This window comes from Polaromonas sp. P2_G11, assembly GCF_056403595.1.
In genome coordinates this window covers 381,238-404,855 of sequence record NZ_JBFUFE010000003.1, presented here as the reverse complement: position 1 = coordinate 404,855, position 23,618 = coordinate 381,238, and the positions used below count along the sequence as shown (strand labels likewise).

At 61.1% G+C, this 23,618-nt stretch carries 22 protein-coding genes; 7 read left to right on the top strand and 15 right to left on the bottom strand.

From position 1 onward, the window contains the following. Window positions 1–176: 176 nt before the first annotated feature. Window positions 177–932: a TIGR02391 family protein gene (locus AC1DWQ_RS12655; RefSeq protein WP_477669950.1), complete on the bottom strand. Its 756-nt coding sequence runs from the start codon at window positions 930–932 to the stop codon at window positions 177–179. A 226-nt stretch (window positions 933–1,158) separates the two neighbouring features. On the opposite strand from AC1DWQ_RS12655, the gene AC1DWQ_RS12650 reads away from it, so the two are divergent. The 3 genes from AC1DWQ_RS12650 (at window position 1,159) to AC1DWQ_RS12640 (ending at window position 3,971) form a co-directional block, all read left to right on the top strand. Further along, entirely contained in the window at window positions 1,159–2,202 is a 1,044-nt protein-coding gene (locus AC1DWQ_RS12650; RefSeq protein ID WP_477669949.1) for a DUF4917 family protein, read from the top strand. Between the two features lie 73 nt (window positions 2,203–2,275). Next, a complete protein-coding gene (locus AC1DWQ_RS12645) occupies window positions 2,276–2,794 on the top strand; it encodes a hypothetical protein (protein ID WP_477669948.1) in 519 nt (172 codons plus the stop codon). A 106-nt stretch (window positions 2,795–2,900) separates the two neighbouring features. Beyond that, window positions 2,901–3,971: a hypothetical protein gene (locus AC1DWQ_RS12640; protein ID WP_477669947.1), complete on the top strand. Its 1,071-nt coding sequence runs from the start codon at window positions 2,901–2,903 to the stop codon at window positions 3,969–3,971. Window positions 3,972–4,124: 153 nt separating this feature from the next. On the opposite strand, the gene AC1DWQ_RS12635 is transcribed toward AC1DWQ_RS12640, so the two are convergent. The 6 genes from AC1DWQ_RS12635 to AC1DWQ_RS12610 all read right to left on the bottom strand — a co-directional run bounded on the left by AC1DWQ_RS12635 (window position 4,125) and on the right by AC1DWQ_RS12610 (window position 11,317). Then, a complete protein-coding gene (locus tag AC1DWQ_RS12635; RefSeq protein ID WP_477669946.1) occupies window positions 4,125–5,255 on the bottom strand; it encodes a C45 family autoproteolytic acyltransferase/hydolase in 1,131 nt (376 codons plus the stop codon). A gap of 117 nt (window positions 5,256–5,372) precedes the next feature. Next, the gene (locus tag AC1DWQ_RS12630) at window positions 5,373–6,929 is read right to left on the bottom strand and encodes an ABC transporter substrate-binding protein (RefSeq protein WP_477669945.1); all 1,557 of its coding nucleotides are present in this window, start codon (window positions 6,927–6,929) and stop codon (window positions 5,373–5,375) included. Window positions 6,930–6,946: 17 nt separating this feature from the next. Continuing rightward, entirely contained in the window at window positions 6,947–8,626 is a 1,680-nt protein-coding gene (locus AC1DWQ_RS12625; RefSeq protein WP_477669944.1) for an ABC transporter ATP-binding protein, read from the bottom strand. Further along, entirely contained in the window at window positions 8,623–9,444 is an 822-nt protein-coding gene (locus AC1DWQ_RS12620; protein ID WP_477669943.1) for an ABC transporter permease, read from the bottom strand. The genes AC1DWQ_RS12625 and AC1DWQ_RS12620 overlap by 4 nt, the downstream gene beginning before the upstream one ends. Further along, complete coding sequence (locus AC1DWQ_RS12615) at window positions 9,441–10,385, bottom strand: ABC transporter permease (protein ID WP_477669942.1); 945 nt, start codon at window positions 10,383–10,385, stop codon at window positions 9,441–9,443. The genes AC1DWQ_RS12620 and AC1DWQ_RS12615 overlap by 4 nt, the downstream gene beginning before the upstream one ends. A gap of 32 nt (window positions 10,386–10,417) precedes the next feature. Next, window positions 10,418–11,317 carry an alpha/beta hydrolase gene (locus tag AC1DWQ_RS12610; RefSeq protein WP_477669941.1) on the bottom strand — a complete coding sequence of 300 codons (900 nt, stop codon included), beginning with the start codon at window positions 11,315–11,317 and terminating at the stop codon, window positions 10,418–10,420. Window positions 11,318–11,538: 221 nt separating this feature from the next. On the opposite strand from AC1DWQ_RS12610, the gene AC1DWQ_RS12605 reads away from it, so the two are divergent. Then, window positions 11,539–12,489, top strand: a complete 951-nt coding sequence (locus AC1DWQ_RS12605; RefSeq protein ID WP_477669940.1) for a LysR substrate-binding domain-containing protein — start codon at window positions 11,539–11,541, stop codon at window positions 12,487–12,489. Window positions 12,490–12,538: 49 nt separating this feature from the next. Next, window positions 12,539–12,943: a DoxX family protein gene (locus AC1DWQ_RS12600; RefSeq protein WP_477669939.1), complete on the top strand. Its 405-nt coding sequence runs from the start codon at window positions 12,539–12,541 to the stop codon at window positions 12,941–12,943. Window positions 12,944–13,014: 71 nt separating this feature from the next. Here the strand turns inward: AC1DWQ_RS12600 and AC1DWQ_RS12595 are convergent, their stop codons facing one another. The 5 genes from AC1DWQ_RS12595 to AC1DWQ_RS12575 all read right to left on the bottom strand — a co-directional run bounded on the left by AC1DWQ_RS12595 (window position 13,015) and on the right by AC1DWQ_RS12575 (window position 17,702). Then, window positions 13,015–14,475 (bottom strand): MFS transporter, encoded by a 1,461-nt coding sequence (locus tag AC1DWQ_RS12595; RefSeq protein WP_477669938.1) that lies wholly within the window; start codon window positions 14,473–14,475, stop codon window positions 13,015–13,017. Then, window positions 14,472–15,368: a sigma-70 family RNA polymerase sigma factor gene (locus AC1DWQ_RS12590; RefSeq protein WP_477669937.1), complete on the bottom strand. Its 897-nt coding sequence runs from the start codon at window positions 15,366–15,368 to the stop codon at window positions 14,472–14,474. The genes AC1DWQ_RS12595 and AC1DWQ_RS12590 overlap by 4 nt, the downstream gene beginning before the upstream one ends. A gap of 24 nt (window positions 15,369–15,392) precedes the next feature. After that, entirely contained in the window at window positions 15,393–15,848 is a 456-nt protein-coding gene (locus tag AC1DWQ_RS12585; protein WP_477669936.1) for a carboxymuconolactone decarboxylase family protein, read from the bottom strand. 170 nt (window positions 15,849–16,018) lie between these two features. Beyond that, the gene (locus tag AC1DWQ_RS12580; protein ID WP_477669935.1) at window positions 16,019–16,825 is read right to left on the bottom strand and encodes an isocitrate lyase/PEP mutase family protein; all 807 of its coding nucleotides are present in this window, start codon (window positions 16,823–16,825) and stop codon (window positions 16,019–16,021) included. Between the two features lie 109 nt (window positions 16,826–16,934). Beyond that, on the bottom strand, window positions 16,935–17,702 hold the full coding sequence (locus AC1DWQ_RS12575) for a 2-keto-4-pentenoate hydratase (protein ID WP_477669934.1): 768 nt from the start codon (window positions 17,700–17,702) through the stop codon (window positions 16,935–16,937). Between the two features lie 232 nt (window positions 17,703–17,934). On the opposite strand from AC1DWQ_RS12575, the gene AC1DWQ_RS12570 reads away from it, so the two are divergent. Together AC1DWQ_RS12570 and queC are read left to right on the top strand one after the other, a co-directional pair. Further along, window positions 17,935–19,113, top strand: coding sequence for a fumarylacetoacetate hydrolase family protein (locus AC1DWQ_RS12570; protein ID WP_477669933.1), 1,179 nt, complete (start codon window positions 17,935–17,937; stop codon window positions 19,111–19,113). 15 nt (window positions 19,114–19,128) lie between these two features. Beyond that, complete coding sequence (gene queC / locus AC1DWQ_RS12565) at window positions 19,129–19,860, top strand: 7-cyano-7-deazaguanine synthase QueC (RefSeq protein ID WP_477669932.1); 732 nt, start codon at window positions 19,129–19,131, stop codon at window positions 19,858–19,860. On the opposite strand, the gene AC1DWQ_RS12560 is transcribed toward queC, so the two are convergent. From AC1DWQ_RS12560 to AC1DWQ_RS12550, 3 genes are read right to left on the bottom strand one after another with little or no spacing between them, the layout of a single operon-like run. Beyond that, window positions 19,833–20,159 (bottom strand): antibiotic biosynthesis monooxygenase family protein, encoded by a 327-nt coding sequence (locus tag AC1DWQ_RS12560; protein ID WP_477669931.1) that lies wholly within the window; start codon window positions 20,157–20,159, stop codon window positions 19,833–19,835. The genes queC and AC1DWQ_RS12560 overlap by 28 nt on opposite strands. A gap of 35 nt (window positions 20,160–20,194) precedes the next feature. Continuing rightward, window positions 20,195–21,814, bottom strand: coding sequence for an MFS transporter (locus AC1DWQ_RS12555; protein ID WP_477669930.1), 1,620 nt, complete (start codon window positions 21,812–21,814; stop codon window positions 20,195–20,197). Further along, window positions 21,815–23,605, bottom strand: coding sequence for an ABC transporter ATP-binding protein/permease (locus tag AC1DWQ_RS12550; protein WP_477669929.1), 1,791 nt, complete (start codon window positions 23,603–23,605; stop codon window positions 21,815–21,817). Window positions 23,606–23,618 lie beyond the last annotated feature (13 nt).

Here is a 23,618-nt window from a genome sequence, read left to right as displayed (position 1 = left end):
TGCTATCAGAAGAGGAGCTGGTTGCGCTTGTCCTGATTGGGCTCAAGGCCCTTTTCACGCTCGAAATAGACGCTTCCACGGTGTTTTGACTATGCCAGGAGGGATTTTGGCGGCCTGGGGGCATCAAAAAGCCCATATTTAGGCGCCAATTTGGCTTCCGGGCCAATCAGGATTTTTTAGGCTAAGCGAGCAGGCTTTGGACGGCGGCTATCCACAATGCGCAGAAGATGGCTCGCCAATATGACCATCTCCTGGGCCTCTTTAATATCCGACAGGTCCACGGTGCGATGAGATATCGGGTTTTTGTACGAACCGATAGCACCGGCAAATAGCGCGGAAAGACTTTCATTTTCGGCTGCAAGCCGGGAGTTGTCTGCAAGTGGCCCATTCTGAGAAAAGGCCTTTCTCATCAGATCTGTCCCGATCGTCTGATCGCCAAACCCACCTGCATTACGCACAGCTATTTCCACAGCTCTGAAAGACCTGAACACCGCAGTAGAAAAATCGCCGCGAGCTAGGTCGAGCCAAACAGCTTCTGCTATTTCCGGATGAAGTAGGCTTTTGGGAAACGCCACACCGCGGGAATAGTCCTCGAATGAACCTTCATCGAGCATCCGACGTGCCTTGCGACTTAAGCGCATCCAATCGTTGGATGGATGAAAACCACCTTGCGGTATCAGCAGCCCTTGCACGGTCAGCCAGTTCCACGCTTCGCCTAGAGAAAGATCTACTTCATCATGTCGCTCCATAGGATAGGTATAGCCGCTATCACTAGGGGCTACAGTCCATTGGTGCATGACCTGAGGATGAACACCGCGATTTCCGACTCCACCATGTTCTGCACAGAGTTTCAGAACAGTCAATGCAAGCTCTTGATCAGGTAAGTCCACCAGCACATCAACATCAGGAATCAGATCTGCGAGTGTTGTCATGGAGTTTCAGTTGGATAGGTAGGTTTCCTCGATGTGAGGCCGACGCTTGAGTCTATTACGGTCAAGCATCTCCGTCTCCTCCAATTGGAGGGTATGGATGTACCGGAGACCACGGTAGGTAATTCATAGATGGGCGGAACGGCCACAGTACGCCCTACTACCCTTGCGCGCTACCTTCCCAAGGTTCACTATGCAATCCTGGGCATAAAAAGTATGTGGAGGTGAGATGCATTACGACACTTTTGAGGAGGTCATAGAAGGGCTTGCAAAGAAGGGGCGGACGGCACACTTGCTTCTGGGCAATGGCTTCAGCATGGCATATGACCCGAAAATCTTCTCATACAACGCGCTATACGATTTCATTGATAGTTTGAACGATGCCACGCTTTCAGGCGTTTTTGCTGCGATGAAAACCAAGAATTTTGAACTAATCATGGAGCAGCTCCAGACGTTCATCGCGCTGCTCGAAGAACTTGGTGCTGATAAGGATCTTCACAAAAAATTGGCGTCGGCGAAGGAAAAGCTAAAACATAGCCTGCTAGATGCGATCAGGGCGCTTCACCCCGAACATGTTTTCAAAATTCCAGAGGAGAAGAGCGTTGCTTGTGCCAAATTCATCAGTAAATTCTCGACGTCGGGCGGAAAAATCTTTACAACGAACTACGACCTTTTGCTGTACTGGATTTTGATGCGTCAAAACGTTTCTGGTTCGGCCGATGGATTTGGGCGGGAGCTGCTTAATCCTGTAGAAGTGCAAGAAAAAACAGAGGCCGAGGATTGGTCCGAACTGCAGTGGGGTCTGAATAAGCAAAGCCAGAATATCTTCTATCTTCACGGCTCGCTTCCACTGTTTGATACCGGTCCAGAGGTCATCAAGGAGCAGTACAGCAACGAAGGTTACCTGATGGAAAACATTGGGGTTCGCCTTGATGCCGGAGAGTACCCAATCTTTGTTACCGCAGGAAATGGCGCGGAGAAACTAGCTCAGATTCGCCACAACCGCTATCTCTCGCACTGCTACGACCAGCTTTGTGAGTTAGACGGTTCGGTTGTCACTTTAGGGTTTGGGTTTGGCGAGTCAGATGACCACATCATCGATGCCCTGAACAAGGCAAATCACCTTCGCACAAAAAGCCCACCAAAGTTGTGGAGCATCTATATCGGGACGTTCTCTGAGGCGGATAGTCGATGGATCAGCAGCATAGAGAAGAAATTCCATGCCAAGGTACATACATTCGATGCTAGGACAGCGAGTATTTGGAATGCTTAGGTTGATTCATTCGTATCCACTAGGTTGAGAACTTGAGCTGTAGCTTGCCAGAGCTTTCGCAAACGGGGATGACATGGGACTAATTGAAACGTTGTTGAGTCTTCTGTTGAGAGAGGGAGGAGCGACGGCATTAAAGAAAATCAATCTTGAAATCGATAAGCTGGGTGATTTCGAGAGGCGTAGAAGCAAGCAGCAACTCGCAGGGGAGATTGGGTCGGTCATAACTCGATCAATCATTGCCGGCGATTCGACACTTACAGATCCGTTGAGGCCGCTAATCGCAGAATTTCGGCTTCTGATGCAGCAAGGAATTAGTGTTGAGAATTCTGGGAGCATTACGCATCTAATCGAACAGAAGGAGGCTCAAGATTTGATTGCGCGTCGCGGGATACGGATGCGAACGCACGACGCAATGTTTTCTCGAACTAGCGATTCCGATGATGCCGAACTGATGGCGCATAAAGCTCGAAGGGAGCGCGCAGTGCCCGCAGTCCCATCGAGTGAATCTCCAAAAAAGAAAGTGGTAGCGAAGAAATCTCCTACCAGAAAAGCCCCAGTAAAGAAAGCTGCAAAGGGGCGACAGAAAAAGTAATAGAACACGGAAGAAAGGCCAACAACAACTAGTCGATTTGTTGATGGCTCAAAGGCCACAATTCGCCAACTAACCTCCATCCCCGCCCAATTCTTAAGGTTGAGTAATGCACTTCGAACGCCAGGGTGGGCCACCAGATCTGCCATCTGAGCTTCATCAGGTGGTTCTAGGTCTTCCAGGAGGGCGTAGCCTTGACGCAAATAAAAATATCGAATCAAAAGGCGGAAAGTTTCCGGACTTTGCGTGCTTCAACGAGCTGATGCTAATCGAAATGAAGCACCTCGAAAGTGACCAATCAGAGCGATTGAATGAAGTTCTTGATCAACTTATTGATGAAAAAGAGCGTCCCCTATTCTTCGGGTCACGCGAAGTTGGCCCCATGCTCGAGTCCATGAGTAATGCAACCGAGATCAGTTTGGCGATTGCGAAAAAGCTTGGAGGCTCGGTCGAAAAAATTCTTAGAACTGCAAATACTCAATTCAAAGAATATAGGGAGCGGCATCCTCGGAAAAATGCCGTAAATCTTTGCGTTATTTTGAACTCCAAAATAAGGGAGTTCACGCCAGAGGCGGTGGGGTATGCACTCTACAAAAAGATCAAAGGGAAGTCTGGGAGCTTGCCAAACTTCTCATCAATCGACGCGATTATCTATGTCTCAGAGAAGCACTATCAACTACTGCCTGACGGGAGAACTGCTTTCGCTATGCTCATTTTTCAAAGCGTTGGCGTAATGCAGTCGCCATGGAAGCTGCAATTCATTAATAGATTGGTTGAGGCATGGACACAGCGGCGTACCGGAGTTCCCTCGGTAGGTGACGGAGATGTCAAAGCCTTCAGAACCGTCGTTGACGTCCCAAATACGATGAAACGCTCCGAATTCTGGAATCTTGAGTATCTTCGCAACCCTTATCTAAAGGACCTAACTCTCAGTAGATTGCGAGTGACGTTCAACCGGATCCTGGGCAATCAAGGTAGAAGTATCTTTAAAGGGAATTGGCCAAGACCGTCTCGAGAAGAAGGGATGGAGTGGATGCGGCGGCTCCAACATTGCATTGCTGAGGTGAATCGCAGAAATACTGATGTACGGGACTTGCACTTAAGTCTCCTTACTGAGGTCGAGAAGTACGAAGCATTCGACGGTTTGCCGCCGGAACTGGTGAAGCTGCTGATCCATTAGATTGCTAAAACTTAATTTCGGAAACTCACACCTTGGCTTTGACGGCCACCGATTAGCTGCGATTTTTGCGTTCAGACATATTTCACTCAAGTGAATGGATGCTACCGCTCTAACCGTTGTCATACGCAGTAGCGCCTGCAAACTTCGCGCTAATCAAGCAACAATCCGCGGCTCTTTCGTCAGGCTGTAGCAAGTGAACACCTTGTTCAGCGCCGGCAGGGGCGCGACTTCCATCTCTCCTACAGCCGGCTCCATGATGACCATGGCGACCGTGGCCGACAGGTTGTCGTGGCTGCCGATGCGGGGCGGGCGGCAGACGGAGTAGGGCAGGCCGAAGTTGTCGAAAAACGCGTTCTTTAATTCCTGGCTGCCCAGCTTGTCTTGCTGATTCAGCAGCTTGCGTACGCGCCAGTCGCGGTAGTGGCTGTCGGGTGACTGGGAAATGCCCATGTCCACCAGCTTGCTCAGGGCGACCGGGCTCATCCAGTGGTTGGCGTGCACGATCAGGTTGTCGGCGCCGGGGTAAATTGGAAACGATTCATTGGTGGTGCATTCAAAGTCGATGCCAAAGCCCTGCGACATGCCCAGCATGATGTTGTTGGAGCAGGACTTGGGTGTGGCGGCGACGGCCTTCATGGCCAGCGAGAAAATCTCCTGCTCCAGCACCTTGCGCCGGATCAGCGACAACGGCACACCCAGCTGCTTGAAGTCGCGGTCTGATTCGAGGTAGTTGGCGGTAATGGACACGCCCGCGCTGTTGAAGCCGCTGCGGGCGAGCCCGCCGGCCTCGACAAAGGTCAGGAAGTCGGGGCCGTTGTCGTTGCGCACGCGCAGCACGACGGAGGTCTCGACGCACTCGGCGCGCCAGTCCCAGTTCTGGCCATGCAGCAGGTTGCCGTTGGCCGAACGCTCGGGCAGGATGAGGGCGCCGGTGCAGCCGTCGCCCGGCTCCTGGTCGGCCTGTGTGACCTTCTCGGCGCGGGCCTTGGCCAGCACCTCGGTGCGGGCGTTGATCATCACGATGTCCTGGAAGTCCACGCCTGCGCCCTCGGCGATGCCGCGCATCTCGTCGATGTAGTGGGGTGCGAAGTTGCCGATTTCCTTGGCGAAGAAGTCGATCAAGCGCGCGCGTGCCTGTTCGCTGTAGCCCAGGTTGACCAGCGTCTGGCCGTACAGGCGCGCGCTGCCACGTACCCGGTCGGCGGCCTGCCGCCCGTACTGCAGGCCGCGTTCATGCGGGCTGCCGGAGACGGAGATAAAGGGGAATTGTTTGATGTTTGCCATGCTGGGCTGCCGTAAGAAGTTGCGTGAAGAGAGATGACGACCGCCGCAAGGCGTGCCTGTCCATGCCTTGCGCGCGGGCCTGCGTGCAAGGCGACCGAGAGGTGATGCTGGAATGACTTACTTGGCGGCCAGCTTTGTATTCCAGAGCAGCGGCTTGCCTTCCCACACCGTGAACCCGTTCACGCGCTTGCGCACAGCCCACGAATCGGTCACGTTGTAGAGGATGACCAGCGGCGTCTTGGCGATCATCAACGCGTGCAGCTGGTCAAACAAGGCCTGGCGTTTCTTGGGGTCCGCTTCGGCGAAGCTCTGGTCGATCAGCTTTTGCGCGGCCGGGTCGTCCCACACCTTGCGCGGCTGCTTGGCCTTGTTGCCTGAGAACTGCTCATAGCTCAGGGCCGGGTCCAGGCGCGACGAATAGGTGAAGGAGCTCATCTGGTAGTTGCCGCTGTTGTAACGGTCCAGCTGGGTTGCCCATTCGAGCACCTCGATCTGGGCGTTGATGCCCACGGCCTGCATCATGGCCTGGCTCATCACCGCGACCGAGAAGCTGGGCACGTGCGCGCGCTTGTTGGCCTGGATCACGATGGGCTGGCCCTTGTAGCCGGCTTCCTTCAGCAGCTGCTTGGCCTTGGCCGGGTCGTGGCGGTAGCCTTTTTTCTGGGCCGCTGTGTAGAAGGCCGAAGTGTCCTGGATGGCCGAGTTGTTGACGCGGGCCAGGCCTTCGGACGCGGCCGCGACAAGCTGGTTCATGTCAAGCGAGAGCGCGATGGCCTGGCGGATGCGCTCGTCTTTGAGCAGCGGGTCGTTGGTCTGCATCAGCAGCGTGTTCTTGCCCGCGTCCACTGCGGCGACAACGCTGAGATTTTTATTCGCCTTGAGCTCCTGCACGTCGGACGAGGTGATCTGGCCCGCGTCGATGGCGCCGGACTGCAGGCCGGCCTTGGAGGTCGACATGTCGGGCACGGTCAAAAATTTGACCTGCCCAACCAGCGGCTTCTTGAGGCCGAGGTAGCCGTCGGGCTTGGTGCCGGGGGGCGACTGGTAGTCGGCAAATGCGCTGAGCGTGACGTACTCTCCGCGCTTCCATTCTTCAAACTTGAAGGGGCCGGTGCCGATGGGCTTGTCCCAGCTGCCGTCTTCCTTGACGGACTTTTTGTTCAGGACGGCCGTCATGCCGCAGTCGGTGCGGGCCAGGTTGTCGAGGAACACGGCCGAGGGTTTGTCCAACTGCATGACCACGGTCTGTGCGTCGGGGGCCGTGACAGAAGTCACCTTGACGCCGGAGCGGCCGTCAAATTCGCTGAGGCAGCGCCAGTCGGTCTTGGGTTCCATGTAGCGCTTCCAGCTCCACAGCACGTCGGCCGAAGTCATGGGCTCGCCATTGTGGAACTTCACGTTGGTGCGCAGCTTGAAGATATAGGTCAGGCCGTCGGGGCTGGTGACGATGGAGCGCGCCAGCAGCGGGCCGACGGTGCCGTTCTCGTGGTACGCGACCAGGCCTTCGACGATGTTGAGCACCACACCGTCGGTGGTGTTGTCGCGGTTCACGCCGGGGTTGGTCGAGCGGATGTCTGCCGGCTGCGCGACCACGATTTGTGGGGTCTGGGCCTGGGCCGCGGAACAGGCCGCGAGCATGGCGGCGGCCAGAAATTTCAATCGAAGGGAAAGCATGAAAAGCTCCTTAAAGATCAGACCGGAAGAGGGTGTAAGGGGTTCAGGGCGCCTGCCGGCGTATCGGGTTCGTCAAAGCGCCACTTGAGCTGCATGCCGCCCTGGCCTGTGGGCGTGAGCGCAGGAATCGCGGAGAGCAGCTTGCGTGTATAGGCGTGCTGCGGCTTGTCGAACACCTCGTCGCGGCTGCCCTGCTCGATGATCTGGCCGGCCTGCATCACGATCACGCGGTCGGCCACCTGCTCGACCACGCCGAGGTCGTGGCTGATGAAGAGGCAGGCAAAGCCGTGGCGTTCCTGCAGCTCGGCCAGCAGCGCCAGCACCTGGGCGCGCACGGTGACGTCGAGTGCCGACACCGGCTCGTCGGCAATCACAAAAGCCGGCTCGCGTATCAGCGCGCGGGCAATCGCCACGCGTTGGCGCTGGCCGCCCGAGAGTTCATGCGCATAACGCTGCGCATGCCGGGGCTCCAAACCAACCTCATCGAGCATCTTTGCTACGCGCGCCTGCCGCTCAGCGGATGACAGACCGGGAACCAGCCGCAGCCCTTCACCGACCAGCTGGCCAATGCTCATGCGCGGATTCAATGACGAGTACGGGTCCTGGAACACCATCTGGCAGTTGAGCCGGTAGTCCAGCCAGCCCGCGTCGCCGCGAGCAATCGAACGGCCGCGAAAACGAATGTCGCCTTCGGTCGGCTTGAGCAAGCCGGCAATCGCGCGGCCCAGCGTGGTTTTTCCCGAGCCGGAGCCGCCCACCACTGCGACGATCTCGCGCGGGCGCACCACCAGGTCTATGCCGTGCAGCACGCGCTTGGCGGCGGACTTGGCAAACAGGCGGCGTTTGCCGGGGTAGTCGAAGACGAGGTTGCGCACTTCGATGACGGGCTGTTCGTCGGCAATCGTGCGCGCGGCTTGCCGGCGCGGGATGGCCTCCAGCAGCTTGCGGGTGTAGTCCTGCTTCGGGCCGGCCAGCAAAGCAGCGGTGTCGCCGGCTTCGACGACTTCGCCCTGCTGCATGACGATCATGCGCTGGGTGTAGCGCGCCACCATGGGCAGGTCGTGGCTGATCAGCAGCACGGCGGTGTTGTGTTCGCGCGTGAGGCCAACCATCAACTCCAGCACGTCACGCTGCACCAGCGCGTCCAGGGCAGTAGTCGGTTCGTCGGCGATCAGCAGCGCGGGCTCCAGCAGCATGACAGAGGCCAGCATCATGCGCTGGCGCATGCCGCCTGAAAATTCATGTGGCCATGCGGCGAGCGCGGCCTGCGGGTCGGTGATGCCGACGCGCGCGAGCATGGCCAAAGCCTTGTCGCGGCGCGCGGCCGGCGAGAGCTCGGGCCGGTGCAGCGCCAGGCCTTCGTCAAGCTGCCGGCCAATCGTCATTGACGGATTGAGCGAAGTCATGGGCTCCTGGAACACCATGCCAATGCGCGCGCCGCGCAGCTGGCGCAAACGCGCGTCGCCGGCCGCCGCCATGTCTTCACCTTCAAACAGGATGCGGCCGGCGCTGCGCACCAAAGGCGGCGGCGTGAGGCCCATGATGGCCCGGGCCGCCTGGGTCTTGCCGCTGCCGGATTCGCCGACGATGCCAACGATTTCGCCGGGTGCGACGGTGAAGGACACATTGCGCACGATTTCGCGGCCGCCCTTGCCGATGGAAAGGCTTAAGGCCGAGACATCCACAAGGTGGTTCATTCGACGCCCCTCATGCGCGGATCCAGCAGGTCGCGCACCGCGTCACCCAGGAAGTTGATGCCCAGTAGCGTGAGCGCAATGCACAGGCCCGGGAAGATGGAAAGGTAAGTTGCCTGCGCCATGAAGGGCCGGGCCGCGGCCAGCATATTGCCCCAGGTGGGCGCGGGCGGCGGCACGCCCAGGCCCAGAAAGGACAGCGAGCTTTCCGCCAGGATGACCCAGCCGAACATCGAGGTGGCCAGCACGGTGAGCGGCGCCACGCAGTTGGGCAGCACATGGCGGAACATGGTGTACAGCTCTGAATTGCCGAGCACGCGGGAGGATTCGATGAATTCCTTTTCGCGCAGCGACATTACCGTGCCGCGCACGATGCGCGTGACCGAAGGCGTGTAGGCCAGGCCCAGCGCCAGGATGATGCCGTACTTGTTGGCGCCGAAAACGGCCAGCAGCGCGAGCGCCAGCAGCAGGCCGGGGAAGGCCAGCAGGGCGTTGATGAAGGCCATGATGATGCGGTCGGTCCAGCCGCGCACAAAGCCCGTCAGCACGCCGATGGCGGTGCCGATGGAGATGGAGAACAGCACGGTGAGGAAGCTGATCCACACGCTGTTGGAGGCGCCGGCCATCAGGCGCGAGAGTTCGTCGCGGCCGAACTCGTCGGTGCCCAGCCAATAAGTGGCGCTGGGTGGTTTGAGGCGTGCCAGAAAATTGATCTTGAGCGGCTCGTGCGGCGTCCAGAAGAAGGCCAGCACGGCCGCCGCGAGGATCAGGCCCACGATGACGAGGCCGATCAGGGCCTGAGGGGTAAGGAATTTTTTCATTCGGCCAGCACCCTGGGGTCGAAGATCGGATAGCAGAGGTCGATGACCAGGTTGGTGATGACATAGATCACGGCAACCAGCAGCAGGCAACCCTGGATCACCGGGTAGTCGCGCGCGAAGATCGCGTCGACCAGCAGGCGGCCCAGGCCGGGAATCGTGAACACGGTTTCAACAACCGCCACGCCGCCCAGCAGGTTGCCCAGGACGAGGCCGATCAAAGTCCAGGTCGGGCCGAAGGAGTTGCGGAACGCATGGTGCACCAGCACAGCACGCTCCGACAGGCCCTTGGCGCGCGCATGCGTGATGTAGTCCAGCCGCAGCACTTCCAGTGTGCTGGCCCTGGCCATGCGGATCAGCACGCCGATTTCATGCAGGAACAGCGTGAGGATGGGCATCAGCAGGTACAGCAGGCCCGACTTCCAGTCGCTCATGATCGAGACATAGCCGACCACGGGCAGCCATTCGAGCTTCAGGCCAAAGAAGAGCAGCAGCAACAGGCCGAGCCAGAAGGTAGGGATGGACACCAGCAGGGTGGCGGTGCCGACCAGCATCAGGTCGGGCAGGCGGTTTTGCTTCCACGCGGCGATCATGCCGGCGGGCACCGCGACCAGGGTGGCGAAGAGCACGGCAATCAGCACAATCTGCGCGCTGACCAGGAAGCGGCTCAGCACCAGTTGCAGCACGGGTTCGCCGGTGTTGATGGAAACGCCGAGGTCGCCACCCAGCACGTGCCGGCCCCAGATGCCGAACTGCACCGGCCAACTCTTGTCGAGCCCGAGCTGGGCGCGCAGGTCAGCCAGGCGTACCGGGTCGGCCAGGTCGCCCAGCAGCAGCTGCGCCGGGTCGCCAGGGATGAGCCGGATCAACACAAAGACCGCCACCGCCACGATCAGCAGGGTCGGTATCGCCATCATCAGGCGGGCCAGCGCGAAACGTAGCATGGTCAGTCTTCAGGTTTGGGGTTGACGTGACATCACTGGGCCCGGCCCGCCGCTTTTTTCCGGATGGCGCGCAGCACGGTCGCGAGGAAGTCCTGCACCGTGTCGACGCAGGCCAGGCCGTCGTGGGGAACGTTGTCGACCAGGTCCAGCGTGACGTTGACGCCGGCCTGCACAAAGGACTGGCGCAAGGTCTCCAGCCGCTCGGGGCGCGTGCGCCCCGCGTCATTGGCGCCGGCCATGTAGAACTTGCCGCCTTCGCGGTGGGTGATCTCCCAGGTTTCCATGTCGGCCTTGCCGGCCACCATGTGCACCGGCAAGGCTTTGAGGGCCGCAAGGTTCAGCGGTTTGCCGAAGCGTTTTTCGAAGTCGCGCACGCCCACCCACCAGTCCTGCTGGTGGTCGATGAGAGTCACCGAGCCTGGCGCGCCTATGGAAAGCGCCCAGAGGCGCTCGGGGTGTAGCAGGCCGAAGCGGTTGACGAACTGGCCGCCGCCGGAATAGCCAAAGAGCGCGAACTTTGAAAAGTCGCAACCGAACTTGACGGCTACCTCGTCGACCATGCTGAGCAGGATCTGGTCGTAGCGGATGTCGGCTTCGCGCAGGTGCTTGAAACCGTCGCGGTTGCCGTCGCCCTGCGGACCGGCCGGGAACAGCGGGCACAACACGATGCAGTCATTCCATTTGGCGAAGGCGGCGAAGGCGTCGCGGTATTCGGTGAAGGCGCGGCCCGTGCCGTGCACCACGACCACCAGCTGCATGGGCTGCTTTGACTCACCCAGGTGCGGCGGGGCATAGGTGCAGTAGGAAAAGCGCGGGTCGGTGCGCGACGCAAAAATCGTGCTGTGGCCCAGGTCGTAAATGGCTGCCGCCCGTTTCTCCCCAAATGAGAGTGGTGAAGCCGTGCCGGTATTCGCCAGGAGTGCATCAGACATAAATCATCGCCCCAAAAAACAAGCCATCCAAGCGGCCGGGCTGCTGCTGCAGAAGCCCGGAAAAGCCGCGCGTTTCGAGGGAGATGCGCCGTTGCGGCGGGAGACATGTGTCCGTCACACAACCCTGTTAAGGCGGATTGTTCTCCATCCGGTTTGAAAAATATATCTATATTATGTTTTGAGATGCTAAAGTTATTCTTTTGTATTGGGGCGGTGCGCGCATGAGCACGATCCGGTTTTTGAAGACCTTTCTGGTTGTCGCACAGGGCGGCTCGTTCGCCGCAGCGTCCGATCGCGTCGCGCTGACACAGGCCGCGGTGGGGCTGCAGATGCGCGCGCTGGAGACCGAGCTCAAGACCGTGCTTTTCGAGCGTTCGGGGCGCGGTGTGGTGCTTTCGGACGGGGGCCGCGCGCTGGTGGCGCATGCGGAAAAAATCGTCGGGTACTACGACGAGATGCGCGAAGGCCTGGACGGCGAGGGAGAGATCGCCGGCACCGTGACGGTGGGCTCCATCGTCACGGCGATGGGGCTGCTCTCAAACACCGTCGTCAGGATGAAGCCGCTCTACCCGCGTCTTAATGTGCGGCTGGTCATGCAGGAGTCCAGCGGCCTGGCGCGCAGTGTCAAGAGCGGTGAACTCGACGCGGCGGTCTTCGTCGACGACTCGCCGCAGGAGCGAAAGGGCATGCGCTGGACGCCGCTGTACACCGAGCCGCTGACAGTGGTCGCGAGCTCCCAGGCAGCGCCGCCGGGCACCGACTTCAAAAAACTGCTGCGTGAGCAACCCTTCCTGCGCTTTGACCGGCGCACGCCCAGCGGCATCCGCATAGAGCAGACCTTGCGCAAGCTGGGCCTGGTGCCGCAGGACTTTCTGGAGCTCAGCTCGCTCTCGGCCATCATCGACCTGGTGCGCCAGAACGTCGGCGTCACCATCGTGCCGCATGTCAAGAACGCCGACTGGGCCAACGATGCGCTTCTGCGTGTGCTGCCGCTGCCGGGCCGGCCACCGACACGGCTGATCGGCATGCTGGAGCAGGGCAAGCGCGAGCACATCACCTCGGTGATCCGGCAGCACCTGGTTCAACTGCTGACCGAGAAAAGTTCGGCGAGCATCGCAAGCCCCGCATCGGGTGGCCCCAAGTCCCGGCAGAAACTTGCGCAGCGGCACTGAACTTTTTTGCTACAGGCCTGTCAGACACCCTTTTAACGGAGGGAATCTCATGGCCTTTGCCCAAAACGACCAACTGACTTCACGCGCACTCTCGGTGCTTCGCATTGTTTCTGCTTATTTGCTTATTCAGCATGGCACAGCCAAGCTGCTGGGCTTTCCCCACGTGGCCTATTTCGACGGGCTGCAGGTGTTGTCGCTGATCGGCTTTGCCGGCATTCTGGAGCTCTTTGGCGGTGCGTTGCTGTTGATTGGGCTGTTCACGCGGCCTGTGGCGTTTGTGTTGTCGGGCTTGCTGGCATTTGCCTATTTCATTGGCCATGCGTCTAAAGGCTTTGTGGCGGCGCCGATGCTGAATGGCGGCGAGTCGGCCGTGTTGTTCTGCTTTGTGTTTTTGTTCTTTGCCGCTGCCGGCGGTGGTGCATGGAGCGTTGACGCGCTGCGTTCGCGGAAGTAAGCAAGACGCCAACCTCGGTGTAAAGCCGGTGCATCCTTTGCGGGTGCGCCGGCTTTTTCACGCCTCACACCTTATGCGGCGCTGTTGGCTGTCTGCCTGAGGGCAGGCGGGTCTGGCTTCGCCGTTTTCCGTGAAGTCAGCAGGCACAGCGCGGGTGCCAGGGCGAACACGGCGAAAAGCCACTGAGCCGCGCCCGCCGTTCCGGGTACACCACCGGGGTTGGTCAGGCCCCCGAGGTTGGCGACCATGCCGGCCAGGGCGGCGCCCATGGCGGTGGCAAACAGCTCTACCGTCATGATGGAAGAGGCAGCCAGGTCTTCTTCGCCAGATGGCGCAATCTGCAGCACACGCGTGCTCAGGTGCGGCCAGGCGATACCGACGGCAAAACCCACAGCCACCATGGCGGCGCAGATTGGCGCCAGCACGGGCCAGCCGCCATTACTGGGTGCGGGCATCAGCACTGCCATGCCCACCAGGCCCGCCAGTGCCAGCACTGGTGCAACGCGGATGGCCAGGCTGGCCCGGGTGCCGGTGGCGCTTGAGCTGATGAGTGAGCCCAGCGTCCAGCCTGCCGACATGATGGCGGCGAGGTAGCCTGAGACAAGCGGTGTCTGGGCATGCAGGACCTGAAAAAACAAGGGTGAAAAAATCTCCGTGCTGGTGACCGTCATGCCCAGCAGCCCCATGGCGAGGTAAAGGGCGCCCAGCACTCCGGGGCGAAACGCATCCTGCGGCAGCAGGCGGTTGGCGGCGCGCTTGTCGACGATGACCAGCAAGGCGCTGAGCGCAACCGCTGCACCCACACCGGCCGCATTCCACATGACTTGTGTGCTGACGCTGCCAGCTGAAACGGCGAAGACCGCACCGGCCAGCAGGAACAACTGCATCCACGGCACGGATGTCGGCGGGCTGCTGGCCGTGTTGTGCCGGGGAATCACGCAGACGGCGAGCACGGTGAACAGTGCCGCTGCGGGAATAAGCGCGCCAAACGCCCATCGCCAGGCATCCATCTGGGCAAACACGCCCCCTATGGCCGGCCCGACCAGGGTGGCCACGCCCCACATGCCCGACAACAGGCCGATGGCCCTGGACCACAAGGCTTCGTCGTACAGCAGGCGGATCATCGCGTAGGGCAGGGCCAGCAACAGCCCGCCGCCAAAGCCTTGCACCACACGACCGGCCAGCATGACGGGCATGGAAGGCGCCAGCGAGCAGGCGAGCGAGCCCACAGCAAAGATCGCAGCGCCGAGCACATAGGCAAAGCGCGGCCCGAGCTTGCCCAGCACCTGCGTCGCCATGGCGGCGCTGATGATGGAGGCCACTACAAAGAGGGCGGTGTTCCAGGCGTAGAACTCCAGCCCGCCAATGTCGCGCACGACGGACGGCAGGATGGTGGTGCCGATGTAGAGGTTGATGGCATGCAGCGCGACGCCGCCGACCAGCGCCAGCGTGCGGATGGCGTTGACGCCGGTCAGCAGAGCCATCCAGCCTGTGGGAGCGGTGCCTGATGTGTTGCTTGAGGTGCTGTTCATTCCAGCGCCTCGGGCCCGAAGGCCAGCCCGTCGAGCTTGTCCGGGTTGCGCATGATGAAGATGTTGTTGGCCTTGCCGTCGTCGTTGTAGGCGAAGGTGATGGCGGCGGCGATCTCGCCGGTGCTCGACCGCAGCTGGATGGCGCGGCCGCCGTTGATCTCGCAGGGCACCCATTCGTAGTGGGCCCAGTAGCGGGCCAGTTGCGTCGTCAGCAGGGTGAGCACGCTGCCCTTGCCCTGGAAGATGCCTTCAACCGAGCTGACCTTGCCGCCGCTGTCGGTGCTCAGTGCGATGTCGTCCGAGAGCAGGCTGGCGAGCGATTCGGTGCTGCCGGCGGTGATGGCTTCGCGAAAAGCGGTGAGCAGGTCGTCCTGCACCTTGGGCGGTGTTACGTGCCGGACTTTTCCCTGGGCGATGCTGGTGCTGGCGCGCGAGACCAGCTTGCGGCAGGCAGCTTCTTCCATGTCCAGCATCTCGGCCACTTCGGCGTAAGGTGTCTCAAAAATCTCATGCAGCAGGTAGGCAGCGCGCTCTTTGGGCGTGAGGCGTTCGAGCAGCAGCAAAAAGGCCATGCTCAGCGATGAGGCCAGCAGGGCATGTGTTTCGGGCGTGTCTTCGGTTTGCGTGTGGATGGGTTCGGGCAGCCAGGTGCCGACATAGTCGACCCGGCTGCGCTGGGCGTCGCGCAGCATGTCGATGCAGTGGCGCGTGCAGATGGCGGTGAGCCAGGCAGCCGGCGTGGCGATGCTCGCGTAGTCGGCCGCCAGCCATTTGATGAAGACGTCCTGCACGGCGTCTTCGGCATCAGCCCGTGAACCGAGGATGCGGTAGGCCAGGCCAAACAAATGCCTGCGCCTTTCTTCAAACACGGCGGTGGGGTCGATGTTTTGCATTGCGCGCGCCTTGCCTTGCTTTGCTCAGTGTGCCGAGACCTGGATGCGGTTCCAGAGGTTGATCATGCCGATGGTAGCGGTCAGCGCGCCAATCTCCTTGTCGCTGAACGATTGGCGCAGGCGGCCGCGCAGGCTGGCGTAGTCGGTCTTGTGGTCTAGCGTGGTCAGCGCTTCCGTCCAGGCCAGTGCGGCTTTCTCGGCTTCACTGAAGTCATTGACATGCGCCCAGACGACGAGGCGGTCCAGCCTGTCCTGGGTTTCACCGTCTTCACGGGCTTCCCGCAGGTGCATCTTGACGCAGAAAGCGCAGCCGTTGATTTGCGAGGCGCGCAGGTGAATCAGGTGGTGCAGTTTTTTGTCCAGGCCCTGGGCGCCAATGGTTTGACTGACCTTGAGCAGGGCGGGGTAGACATCAGGAATCGCGAGGTCGATACGGACGGGGGCAGTGTTGGCGGCGGTGTTAGCGGTAGGGGCAGTCATGGTGTTTCCTTTAAAAAGAGTTCAAAAGTTGGGTGTCACACCGTATTGACGATTCAGCTTTGCCGTTTGTGACGCGTTGTGACGCCTGCCTTCAAAAAAAGATGAAACAAATGAAAAATCGCCTGATCCCCAAAGGAATACAGGCGATAGCGGGCAAGCGCCTGTGCGCTCTAGCGTGGCGTGTTCAACAAGGTGTTCATCGCCGAATAGTCCAGCTTGGAGCCGAGCAGCGGTGACAGGTCCTGTTTCAGCAAGGCTTCGACGCTGGTTCGGGCGTGTTCGTAAGCCACCTGGAAAGGCGCCGGCCCTACGCTGAGGCGCCGCACACCGGCGGCCTGCAAGTCGGCAATGGCCGGCAGCCCGGGCATGGCCATCAGGTTCAGCGGCAGGCTGACGGCTTCGCAGATTTCCCGCACGTCAGGCAAGGCCGTGAGGCCGGGGACAAAGGCGCCGTCCGCCCCAGCCTGCTGGTACAGCTTGAGGCGGGTGATGCTGGCCTGGGCCGGCGTGCCTTCGACTTTCAGCTTGCGCAGGTAGACATCGGTGCGGGCGTTGATAAACAGCGGTGCGCCTTTGAGTGCTGTACGGATGGCGCGGATTTTTTCCGCCAGTAGCTCGGGCGCACCGCCGCCGTCTTCGAGGTTGATGCCAGCCGCCCCCACGGCGACCAGCTCGGCGGCCAGGCGGCCTACCTCGGCGGAGCTCTCGCTGTAGCCGTCTTCCATGTCGACGGTCAGGGGCAGGCTCAAGACACGGGTGATGCGGGCGACGGCATCGAGCAACTCGTCGGGCGGCAAGGCGCCGCCGTCGGCATAGCCGCAGGCCCAGGCGAGCGACGCGCTGCTGGTGGCGACGGCTTTGGCGCCGGACGCCTCAAAGATTTTGGCGCTGGCGGCGTCCCAGGCATTGGGCAGCAGCAAAACGCCGTGGGGCGCCTTGTGAAGTTGGGCAAATTGTTGGTAGTGAAGGACTTGCATGGCGGCTCCGTCGTTGTTGGCGGGATGGGAGAATCGAACCTCACAGCTTAGCAAGCCGGGCTGAAGCGGCTGGCCGTTTCAGGACCTTTCCTGCCCTATTTACTTCAGGTTACGGGTTGCGAAATTCCACCTCAAACCGGGCCAGGCCCGCGTAGTCAAACTGTGTGCGTTTTCCGAGGGGAAGCGTCAGCACGCCGGCATAGGAGCCCGTGATCACCGCCTGGCCCGCCAGCAGGCCGATGCCGCGTTCGCTCAGGAAATTGGCCAGCCAGTACAGCGGCGTGCGCGGGTCGCCGTTCGGGTGCCTGGCTTCGGCGGTTTGCGCAGGTTCTCCAGCGACTTGCCAGGTCAATTCAAATGCCGAGACATCGGGCCCGCCCAGTTCTGGCCCCAGCCACAGGCCGTTGTTGACCACGCCGTCGGCCAGCAGTTCGGGAAAAGGCAGGCTGCTGTGGTCCGTGTAGCGGCTGGCACAGATTTCCAGCGCGGCATGGACGGAGCCAATGGCTGCATCCACCTCAGCCTCGGTGTAGGGCTGCGCGCGCGGGGGCAGGTCTTTGGCCAGTACAAAAGCCAGTTCCGGCTCAACCACCACGGCGGCGGCACCTGCAGGAAAATGCACGGTGCATGTTGCGGCGCGGCTGAGGGTGGGCTGGTAAATGGGTGCGGCTACCAGCTTGCCGGGGCTGGGCGGTGAGGCCTTCCAGCCGGCCACCGGCTGGCCCAGCCGGCGGGTGACTTCCTGCTGCGCCTGCCAGCCGTCTTCCAGGTCGGCAGGACGGCAGCTGTCGGGCAAGCGTGGGCCCGCCTTTCCCGTGGTTCGCCTTGCTATTAATTCGATAGCTGCTTGCGCAAGTTTTTCGGGGGCTAGAGGCATATTTGACTTAAAAATCAGGGGTGTGAAGGTTTGGCTGCCTCCCGGGTGGCATGAAGGCAGTGTCCCGCAAGCGGGTGCGTTTCAGTGTAGCGGGCTTGCCTGGGGCCGAGACGTGTGCGTGCGCTTTTCCTCAACCCTCAGCGGGGTGCCTGGGCGCCTCGTACTTCCTTGTACTATTGACAGCTTCATACGCTTTTCTGTGCTGCCCTTCCTGTTCCTCCCTTCCAACATCATGAAAAACTCCCTGAGCCCTGCTTCCACCCTGCCTGTTGACGCCGCTGATGCCTTGCTGGTGGGGCGTGTCTGGATAGAAGGCACTGGCCCGGTGCTGGCTTTGGTCACACCCGACGGTGTGTATGACCTTTCCAGCGTCGCGCCGACCGCCAGCCAGCTGCTGGAATTGCCGGGTGTCGCCAAGGTTGTGCGGGCCGCTGCGGCGAAGCTGCCGCGGCTGGCGAGCACGGCCGAAGTGCTGGCCAATTCCGCTGAGGATGCGCATGACACCAGGCTGCCCTGGCTGTTGGCGCCATGCGACCTGCAGGCGCTGAAAGCCTCGGGTGTGACGTTTGTCGAATCGATGCTGGAGCGCGTGATTGAAGAACAGGCGGGCGGCGACGCCAGCAAGGCCGATGGAGCGCGCAAGGCGGTGATCGCCGTGATCGGCGAGAACCTGGGCAGCATCAAGCCCGGTTCGCCCGAAGCGGCCCAGCTCAAAGATGTGCTGATCGCCCAGGGCATGTGGTCGCAGTACCTGGAAGTGGGCATCGGCCCCGACGCGGAAATCTTTACCAAGAGCCAGCCGATGAGCGCGGTCGGCACGGGCGCCGAAGTGGGCATACACCCTGGCAGCGACTGGAACAACCCCGAACCTGAAGTCGTGCTGGCCGTGAACTCGCGCGGCGAGACCGTGGGCGCCGCTTTGGGCAACGACGTGAACCTGCGCGACTTTGAAGGCCGCAGCGCACTGCTGCTGGGCAAAGCCAAAGACAACAACGCATCGTGCGCGATCGGCCCCTTCATCCGCCTGCTCGACGAACGCTTCACCATCGACCATGTGCGCAGCAGCGACCTGAGCATCACCGTCACAGGGCCTGAGGGCTTTGTGATGAAGGGTGGCAGCTCGCTGAAAAAGATCAGCCGCGACCCGCTGGACCTGGTGGCGCAAGCCATTGGCGCCAACCACCAGTACCCCGACGGCTTCATGCTTTTCCTGGGCACCATGTTTGCCCCCACGCAAGACCGCCACGGCCCGGGCCAGGGCTTTACCCACGTGGTGGGTGATGTAGTGACGGTGGCCACGCCGCAGCTGGGCAGCCTGGTGAACCGCGTCACGACTTCCGACAAGGCTGCGCCGTGGACCTTCGGCATTTCGGCGCTGATGAAAAGCCTGGCCAAGCGCAAGCTGCTGTAAAAAAGGAGAGGGCGGATGCATACCTCTGCATTGGTGCTGTTTTCCGGCGGACAGGACTCCACCACCTGCCTGGCGCAGGCGTTGTCGAAATACGAACGTGTCGAGACGGTGGCTTTTGACTACGGCCAGCGCCACAAGGTAGAGCTGGAAGCGCGGCTCAATGTGCTGCGCGAAATCAAACAGCAGTTCCCACAGTGGGCCCACAAGATCGGTGAAGACCACCTGCTGGACCTGGCGGTGCTCGGGCAGGTCAGCGACACCTCATTGACACGTGACGTCGCTTTCAAGATGGAAAGCTCGGGCCTGCCCAACACTTTTGTGCCGGGGCGCAACCTGCTGTTCCTCACGCTCGCAGCGGCGCTGGCTTACCGGCGAGATTTGCAGGTGCTGGTCACCGGCGTTTGCGAAACCGATTTTTCAGGCTACCCCGATTGCCGCGACGACACCATCAAGGCCATGCAGCTGGCGCTGTCGCTGGGCATGGACAAACGCTTTCTGATCGAGACGCCGTTGATGTGGATCGACAAGGCCGACACCTGGCGGCTGGCGCATGACATCGGTGAAAAATCAGGCGAGCCCAACGGCGGTGAAGCGCTGGTGAACCTGATCGTGGAACACACGCACACATGCTACCTCGGTGATCGTGTGCACCGGCATGCCTGGGGCTATGGCTGCGGCACCTGCCCGGCCTGCGAATTGCGGGCCAGAGGTTTCGCAGGCTATGTGGACGGGCTTTCGAAACCGTAGTCGCGTTCTACCTTTGCGATTCGGGTCTTGTAATGCGTGTACCAGTCGCTGCGACCCGTTTGCTGCGCCACCAGGTGCTCGGCATTCATTTTCCAGGTCTTGATGGACGCCAGGTCTTGCCAATAGCTCACCGTGATGCCCAGGCCTTCGCGGGCTGATTCGACGCCCAGAAAGCCCGGCTGCTGCGTGGCCAGCGCCACCATGCGGTCGGCCATGTCGCCGTAGCCCTTGTCGCCTTCGGTTCGTAATGACGTGAAGATCACGGCGTAGTAAGGGGCTGGGGGTGTGGCTGCAATCACAAAAATACTCCGTGGTTGGTGGCTAAAAAATGCCGCTAGCTTCTGCCGGGTGGCTCGACGATGCTGCGGGTGACAAGCGGGGGTTCTTCACCCAGGTGAAATCCGAGTTTGCGTTCGCGCAGCGCCACGTCGCTGGCCGTCACGCGGTCAAAGCGGCGCAGGTGCTCGGTCCATGACTCGTCAATGATCTGCTCGATGTAATGGCCGGGCTTGTTGACGTCGCGCAGCAGTTCCCACTCAAGTGCACCCTGGCGCAGGCGGCTGCGGCGGCTTTCCTGCATCAGCGCGCGAAAATCGTCGGCGCGCGCCAGGTCTATCTGGTAGTGAATCCTCACCACCACGCGGCCTGCACCGGGCGGCTCTTCGGCCACCGGCGCCTTGAACTGGCGCGACGGGGTCAGGTCTTCTTCAATGCTGAGGTCCGACACGAGGTACTGCGCCACCATCATCACGATCGAGCCGCTGGCGGCGGCCATCAGCAGGCCGGTGGACACGCTGGTGAGGCCCGCCACATGGCCCCAGAGCGCCGCACCCGCTGCGCTGGCGCCCATGATGGCCATCTGGTACATCGACATGCCGCGCGCGCGCACCCAGTCGGGCAATGACAGCTGGGCCGACACGCTGAGCGAATTGGCACAGGTGATCCAGGCCATGCCGTTGAGCAGCATGGCGGGCACGGCCACATACACATTGGGCGCGAAGGCCATGGCGGCGGTGGACGCCGTCTGCAGCAGTGTGGAGCGCATCACCAGCACATCGCGCGGCATCATCTGGCGCAGCCGCGCCAGGTTCAGCGCCGCGATGATGGCGCCCGTTCCCATGGACGCCAGCAGCAGCGTGAAGGTGCCGGCGTCGCCGCCGTGCAGGCCGCGCGCCACCAGCGGCAGCAAAGCCAGCAGGGCGGTGGAGTGAAAAAAGAAAATCGCTACGCGCAGCAGCACCGCACGCAGGCGCGCCGACTGGCTCACAAACTGCAGGCCGACGCGCATGGCGCTGACCAGGCGCTCGCGCCCCAGCGGGCTGGGTGCGTGGTCGCGCCGCCAGCGCATGATGACAAAGCCCGAAATGACCGACAGCACGGCGTTGAGCACAAACACGTATTCGGTGCCGGCGCCGGCAATCAAAGCGCCGGCAACGAGCGGGCCGACGATGCGCGAGGCGTTCATCGAAACACCGTTGAGCGCCAGCGCGGCGGGCAACTGCACGCGGGGAACCAGCTCGGGCACGATGGCGGCAAACACCGGCCAGCGCATGGCCAGGCCCACGCCGTTGGCAAAGGTCAGCGCCAGCAGCAGGGGCGGCGTCATGACATCCGAGATCACGGCGATGCACAGCAGCGTGGCCACCACCGCCACCCAGAACTGCGTCATGATGAAGTAGCGGCGCCTGTCCAGGATGTCGGCCAGTGCGCCGCTGGGCAGCCCCAGCAAAAACACCGGCAGCGTGGAGGCCGACTGCACCAGCGCCACCCAGAGGGGCGAGGTGGTCATCGAGGTCATCATCCAGGCGGCCGCCACATCGTTCATCCACATGCAGATGTTGGCGACCAGCCAGGTGCTCCACAGCATGCGGAACACGGGGCGCTTGATGGGCGCCCAGGCGGAGAGGGATTCAGCCGTTACCGGCTCGGGGGTTCTTGCGGCTTCCTCGGGCATTCAGGGCGCTTCCTGTGCGGCACGCTGGTTCAGCGTGAACAGCGCGGGTGAGCCTTCGGGCAGCTTTTCGAAAGCCCAGGTCTTGTTGTGAAAGGCCGCCACGTTGGGCCGATGGGCGATCGAGATGATCGCGCCTCCCGATGTTTTGACGAGCGCCAGCAAACGTTCATACAGCGTTTTTTCAGCCGCCTCATCGAGCGCGCTGGTGGCTTCGTCCGCAAAAATCCATTTGGGTTTCTTCAGCAATACCCGGGCGATGGAAAGGCGCTGCTGCTCCCCTCCCGAAAGCTTTTGGCTCCAGGCGTCTTCTTCGTCCAGCCGTGCGGCGAGTTCGGGCAGCAGGGCTTCGTTCAGGGCTTGCTTCAGCGCATCGTCGGTGTAGCTTGCCGCCAGTTCGGGGTAAGCCAGTGCATCGCGCAGGGAGCCGTTCGGGAAATACGGGCGCTGCGGGATGAACATGGCGTTTTCAGGTCGGGCGATGCGGCCGGTGGCAAACGGCCAGATGCCTGCCAAAGCGCGAAAAAGGGTGGACTTTCCGCTGCCGGAAGGGCCCCTGAGCAGAATGTGGTCGCCGGCGTCGGCATGCAGTTCGACGCCTGTCAGGAGAACGGTTCCGGTCGGCAGGGCCAGATTGAGGTCGCTCGACGTGAGCGATGTGGACGCACTGGTGACCAGGCCGACGTTGTCTTTTGCCTGCGCAATCATGCTGTCTTCGAAGCTTGTCAGGCGATCTGTTGTCGCGCGCCAGCTGGCGAGATTGTCGTAGTTATCCACAAACCAGCTGAGTGAGTCCTGAACCTTGCCGAAGGTCGAGGAAATCTGAATCAGCTGGCCAAGCTGGATTGCTCCGCCGAAGAAGCGAGGTGCCGCAACAAGGAACGGAAAAATCAAGGCAGCCTGGCCGAAGAAGCTCTGGAACCAGATGAGTTTTTTGTTGGCGCGTATCAGGTTCAGGTAGTTCGCCAGCACCGTCGTGAAACGACCATCGAGCTGGCTGCGCTCCACCGCCTCGCCATGGTCCAGCGCAATGGATTCGCTGTATTCACGCGCCCGTACCATGTGGTGGCGAAAATTGGCTTCGTAGCGCTGCTGCAAGAAGTTGAGTTTGATCAGTGGCCGACCGATGTAATGCGCCAGCACGCTGCCGACCAGGCAATAGGCCACCGCGGCCCAGACCATGTAACCCGGTATGAAATAGCTGCTTCCGCCCAGGGTGAAGTCCAGCGGACCCGACTGAACCCAGAGAAGGCCGACAAAACTGACCAGCGTCACGACCGCATTGAGCAGGCCCATGCTCAGTGTGATCGTGGAGGTGGTAAAAGACTGCACGTCTTCCTGAATCCGCTGGTCCGGGTTGTCCGGGCTGGCGTTGATATCGGTTGTCGCCGAATAACGCGCGAGCTCCATCTTGTAGAAGGCGTGGTGCGACAGCCAGCGGCGCAGGTAGTCGCGTGTCATCCACGCGCGCCAGCGCATTTGCAGCAACTGGGTCAGGTAGAACTTGTAGACGGCGATGATGATCGCGCCAAAGGCCAGATAGCTGAACCGGCCCATCTGCTGCCAGAAGACGACCTGGTCGCGTTTTTCAAGTGCGTCATAAAACACGCGGTACCAGTCGTTGAACTGCACTGCCATGTAAACCGTGCCGAGGTTGAGCAGCACGATGGCCACCAGCAGCAGGCGAGCCTTCCATTTTTCCTCGGACCGGAAGTAAGGGGCGGCCAGTGCGGCTATCCGCCTGGCAAAAAGACTGAATGCGGTAAATTTTGCGAAAAGACTGGACGGATTCATGAAAGCCCTTTCG

Bases quoted from the DNA above. Each gene is read 5' to 3' on its own strand.
- queC (WP_477669932.1), top strand. From the start codon at position 19,129: ATGCATACCTCTGCATTGGTGCTGTTTTCCGGCGGACAGGACTCCACC.
- AC1DWQ_RS12615 (WP_477669942.1), bottom strand. From the start codon at position 10,385: ATGCTACGTTTCGCGCTGGCCCGCCTGATGATGGCGATACCGACCCTG.
- AC1DWQ_RS12640 (WP_477669947.1), top strand. From the start codon at position 2,901: ATGCACTTCGAACGCCAGGGTGGGCCACCAGATCTGCCATCTGAGCTT.
- AC1DWQ_RS12610 (WP_477669941.1), bottom strand. From the start codon at position 11,317: ATGTCTGATGCACTCCTGGCGAATACCGGCACGGCTTCACCACTCTCA.
- AC1DWQ_RS12550 (WP_477669929.1), bottom strand. From the start codon at position 23,605: ATGAATCCGTCCAGTCTTTTCGCAAAATTTACCGCATTCAGTCTTTTT.
- AC1DWQ_RS12635 (WP_477669946.1), bottom strand. From the start codon at position 5,255: ATGGCAAACATCAAACAATTCCCCTTTATCTCCGTCTCCGGCAGCCCG.
- AC1DWQ_RS12580 (WP_477669935.1), bottom strand. From the start codon at position 16,825: ATGCAAGTCCTTCACTACCAACAATTTGCCCAACTTCACAAGGCGCCC.
- AC1DWQ_RS12595 (WP_477669938.1), bottom strand. From the start codon at position 14,475: ATGAACAGCACCTCAAGCAACACATCAGGCACCGCTCCCACAGGCTGG.
- AC1DWQ_RS12650 (WP_477669949.1), top strand. From the start codon at position 1,159: ATGCATTACGACACTTTTGAGGAGGTCATAGAAGGGCTTGCAAAGAAG.
- AC1DWQ_RS12630 (WP_477669945.1), bottom strand. From the start codon at position 6,929: ATGCTTTCCCTTCGATTGAAATTTCTGGCCGCCGCCATGCTCGCGGCC.
- AC1DWQ_RS12590 (WP_477669937.1), bottom strand. From the start codon at position 15,368: ATGCAAAACATCGACCCCACCGCCGTGTTTGAAGAAAGGCGCAGGCAT.
- AC1DWQ_RS12570 (WP_477669933.1), top strand. From the start codon at position 17,935: ATGAAAAACTCCCTGAGCCCTGCTTCCACCCTGCCTGTTGACGCCGCT.
- AC1DWQ_RS12645 (WP_477669948.1), top strand. From the start codon at position 2,276: ATGGGACTAATTGAAACGTTGTTGAGTCTTCTGTTGAGAGAGGGAGGA.
- AC1DWQ_RS12555 (WP_477669930.1), bottom strand. From the start codon at position 21,814: ATGCCCGAGGAAGCCGCAAGAACCCCCGAGCCGGTAACGGCTGAATCC.
- AC1DWQ_RS12585 (WP_477669936.1), bottom strand. From the start codon at position 15,848: ATGACTGCCCCTACCGCTAACACCGCCGCCAACACTGCCCCCGTCCGT.
- AC1DWQ_RS12605 (WP_477669940.1), top strand. From the start codon at position 11,539: ATGAGCACGATCCGGTTTTTGAAGACCTTTCTGGTTGTCGCACAGGGC.
- AC1DWQ_RS12625 (WP_477669944.1), bottom strand. From the start codon at position 8,626: ATGAACCACCTTGTGGATGTCTCGGCCTTAAGCCTTTCCATCGGCAAG.
- AC1DWQ_RS12600 (WP_477669939.1), top strand. From the start codon at position 12,539: ATGGCCTTTGCCCAAAACGACCAACTGACTTCACGCGCACTCTCGGTG.
- AC1DWQ_RS12620 (WP_477669943.1), bottom strand. From the start codon at position 9,444: ATGAAAAAATTCCTTACCCCTCAGGCCCTGATCGGCCTCGTCATCGTG.
- AC1DWQ_RS12575 (WP_477669934.1), bottom strand. From the start codon at position 17,702: ATGCCTCTAGCCCCCGAAAAACTTGCGCAAGCAGCTATCGAATTAATA.
- AC1DWQ_RS12655 (WP_477669950.1), bottom strand. From the start codon at position 932: ATGACAACACTCGCAGATCTGATTCCTGATGTTGATGTGCTGGTGGAC.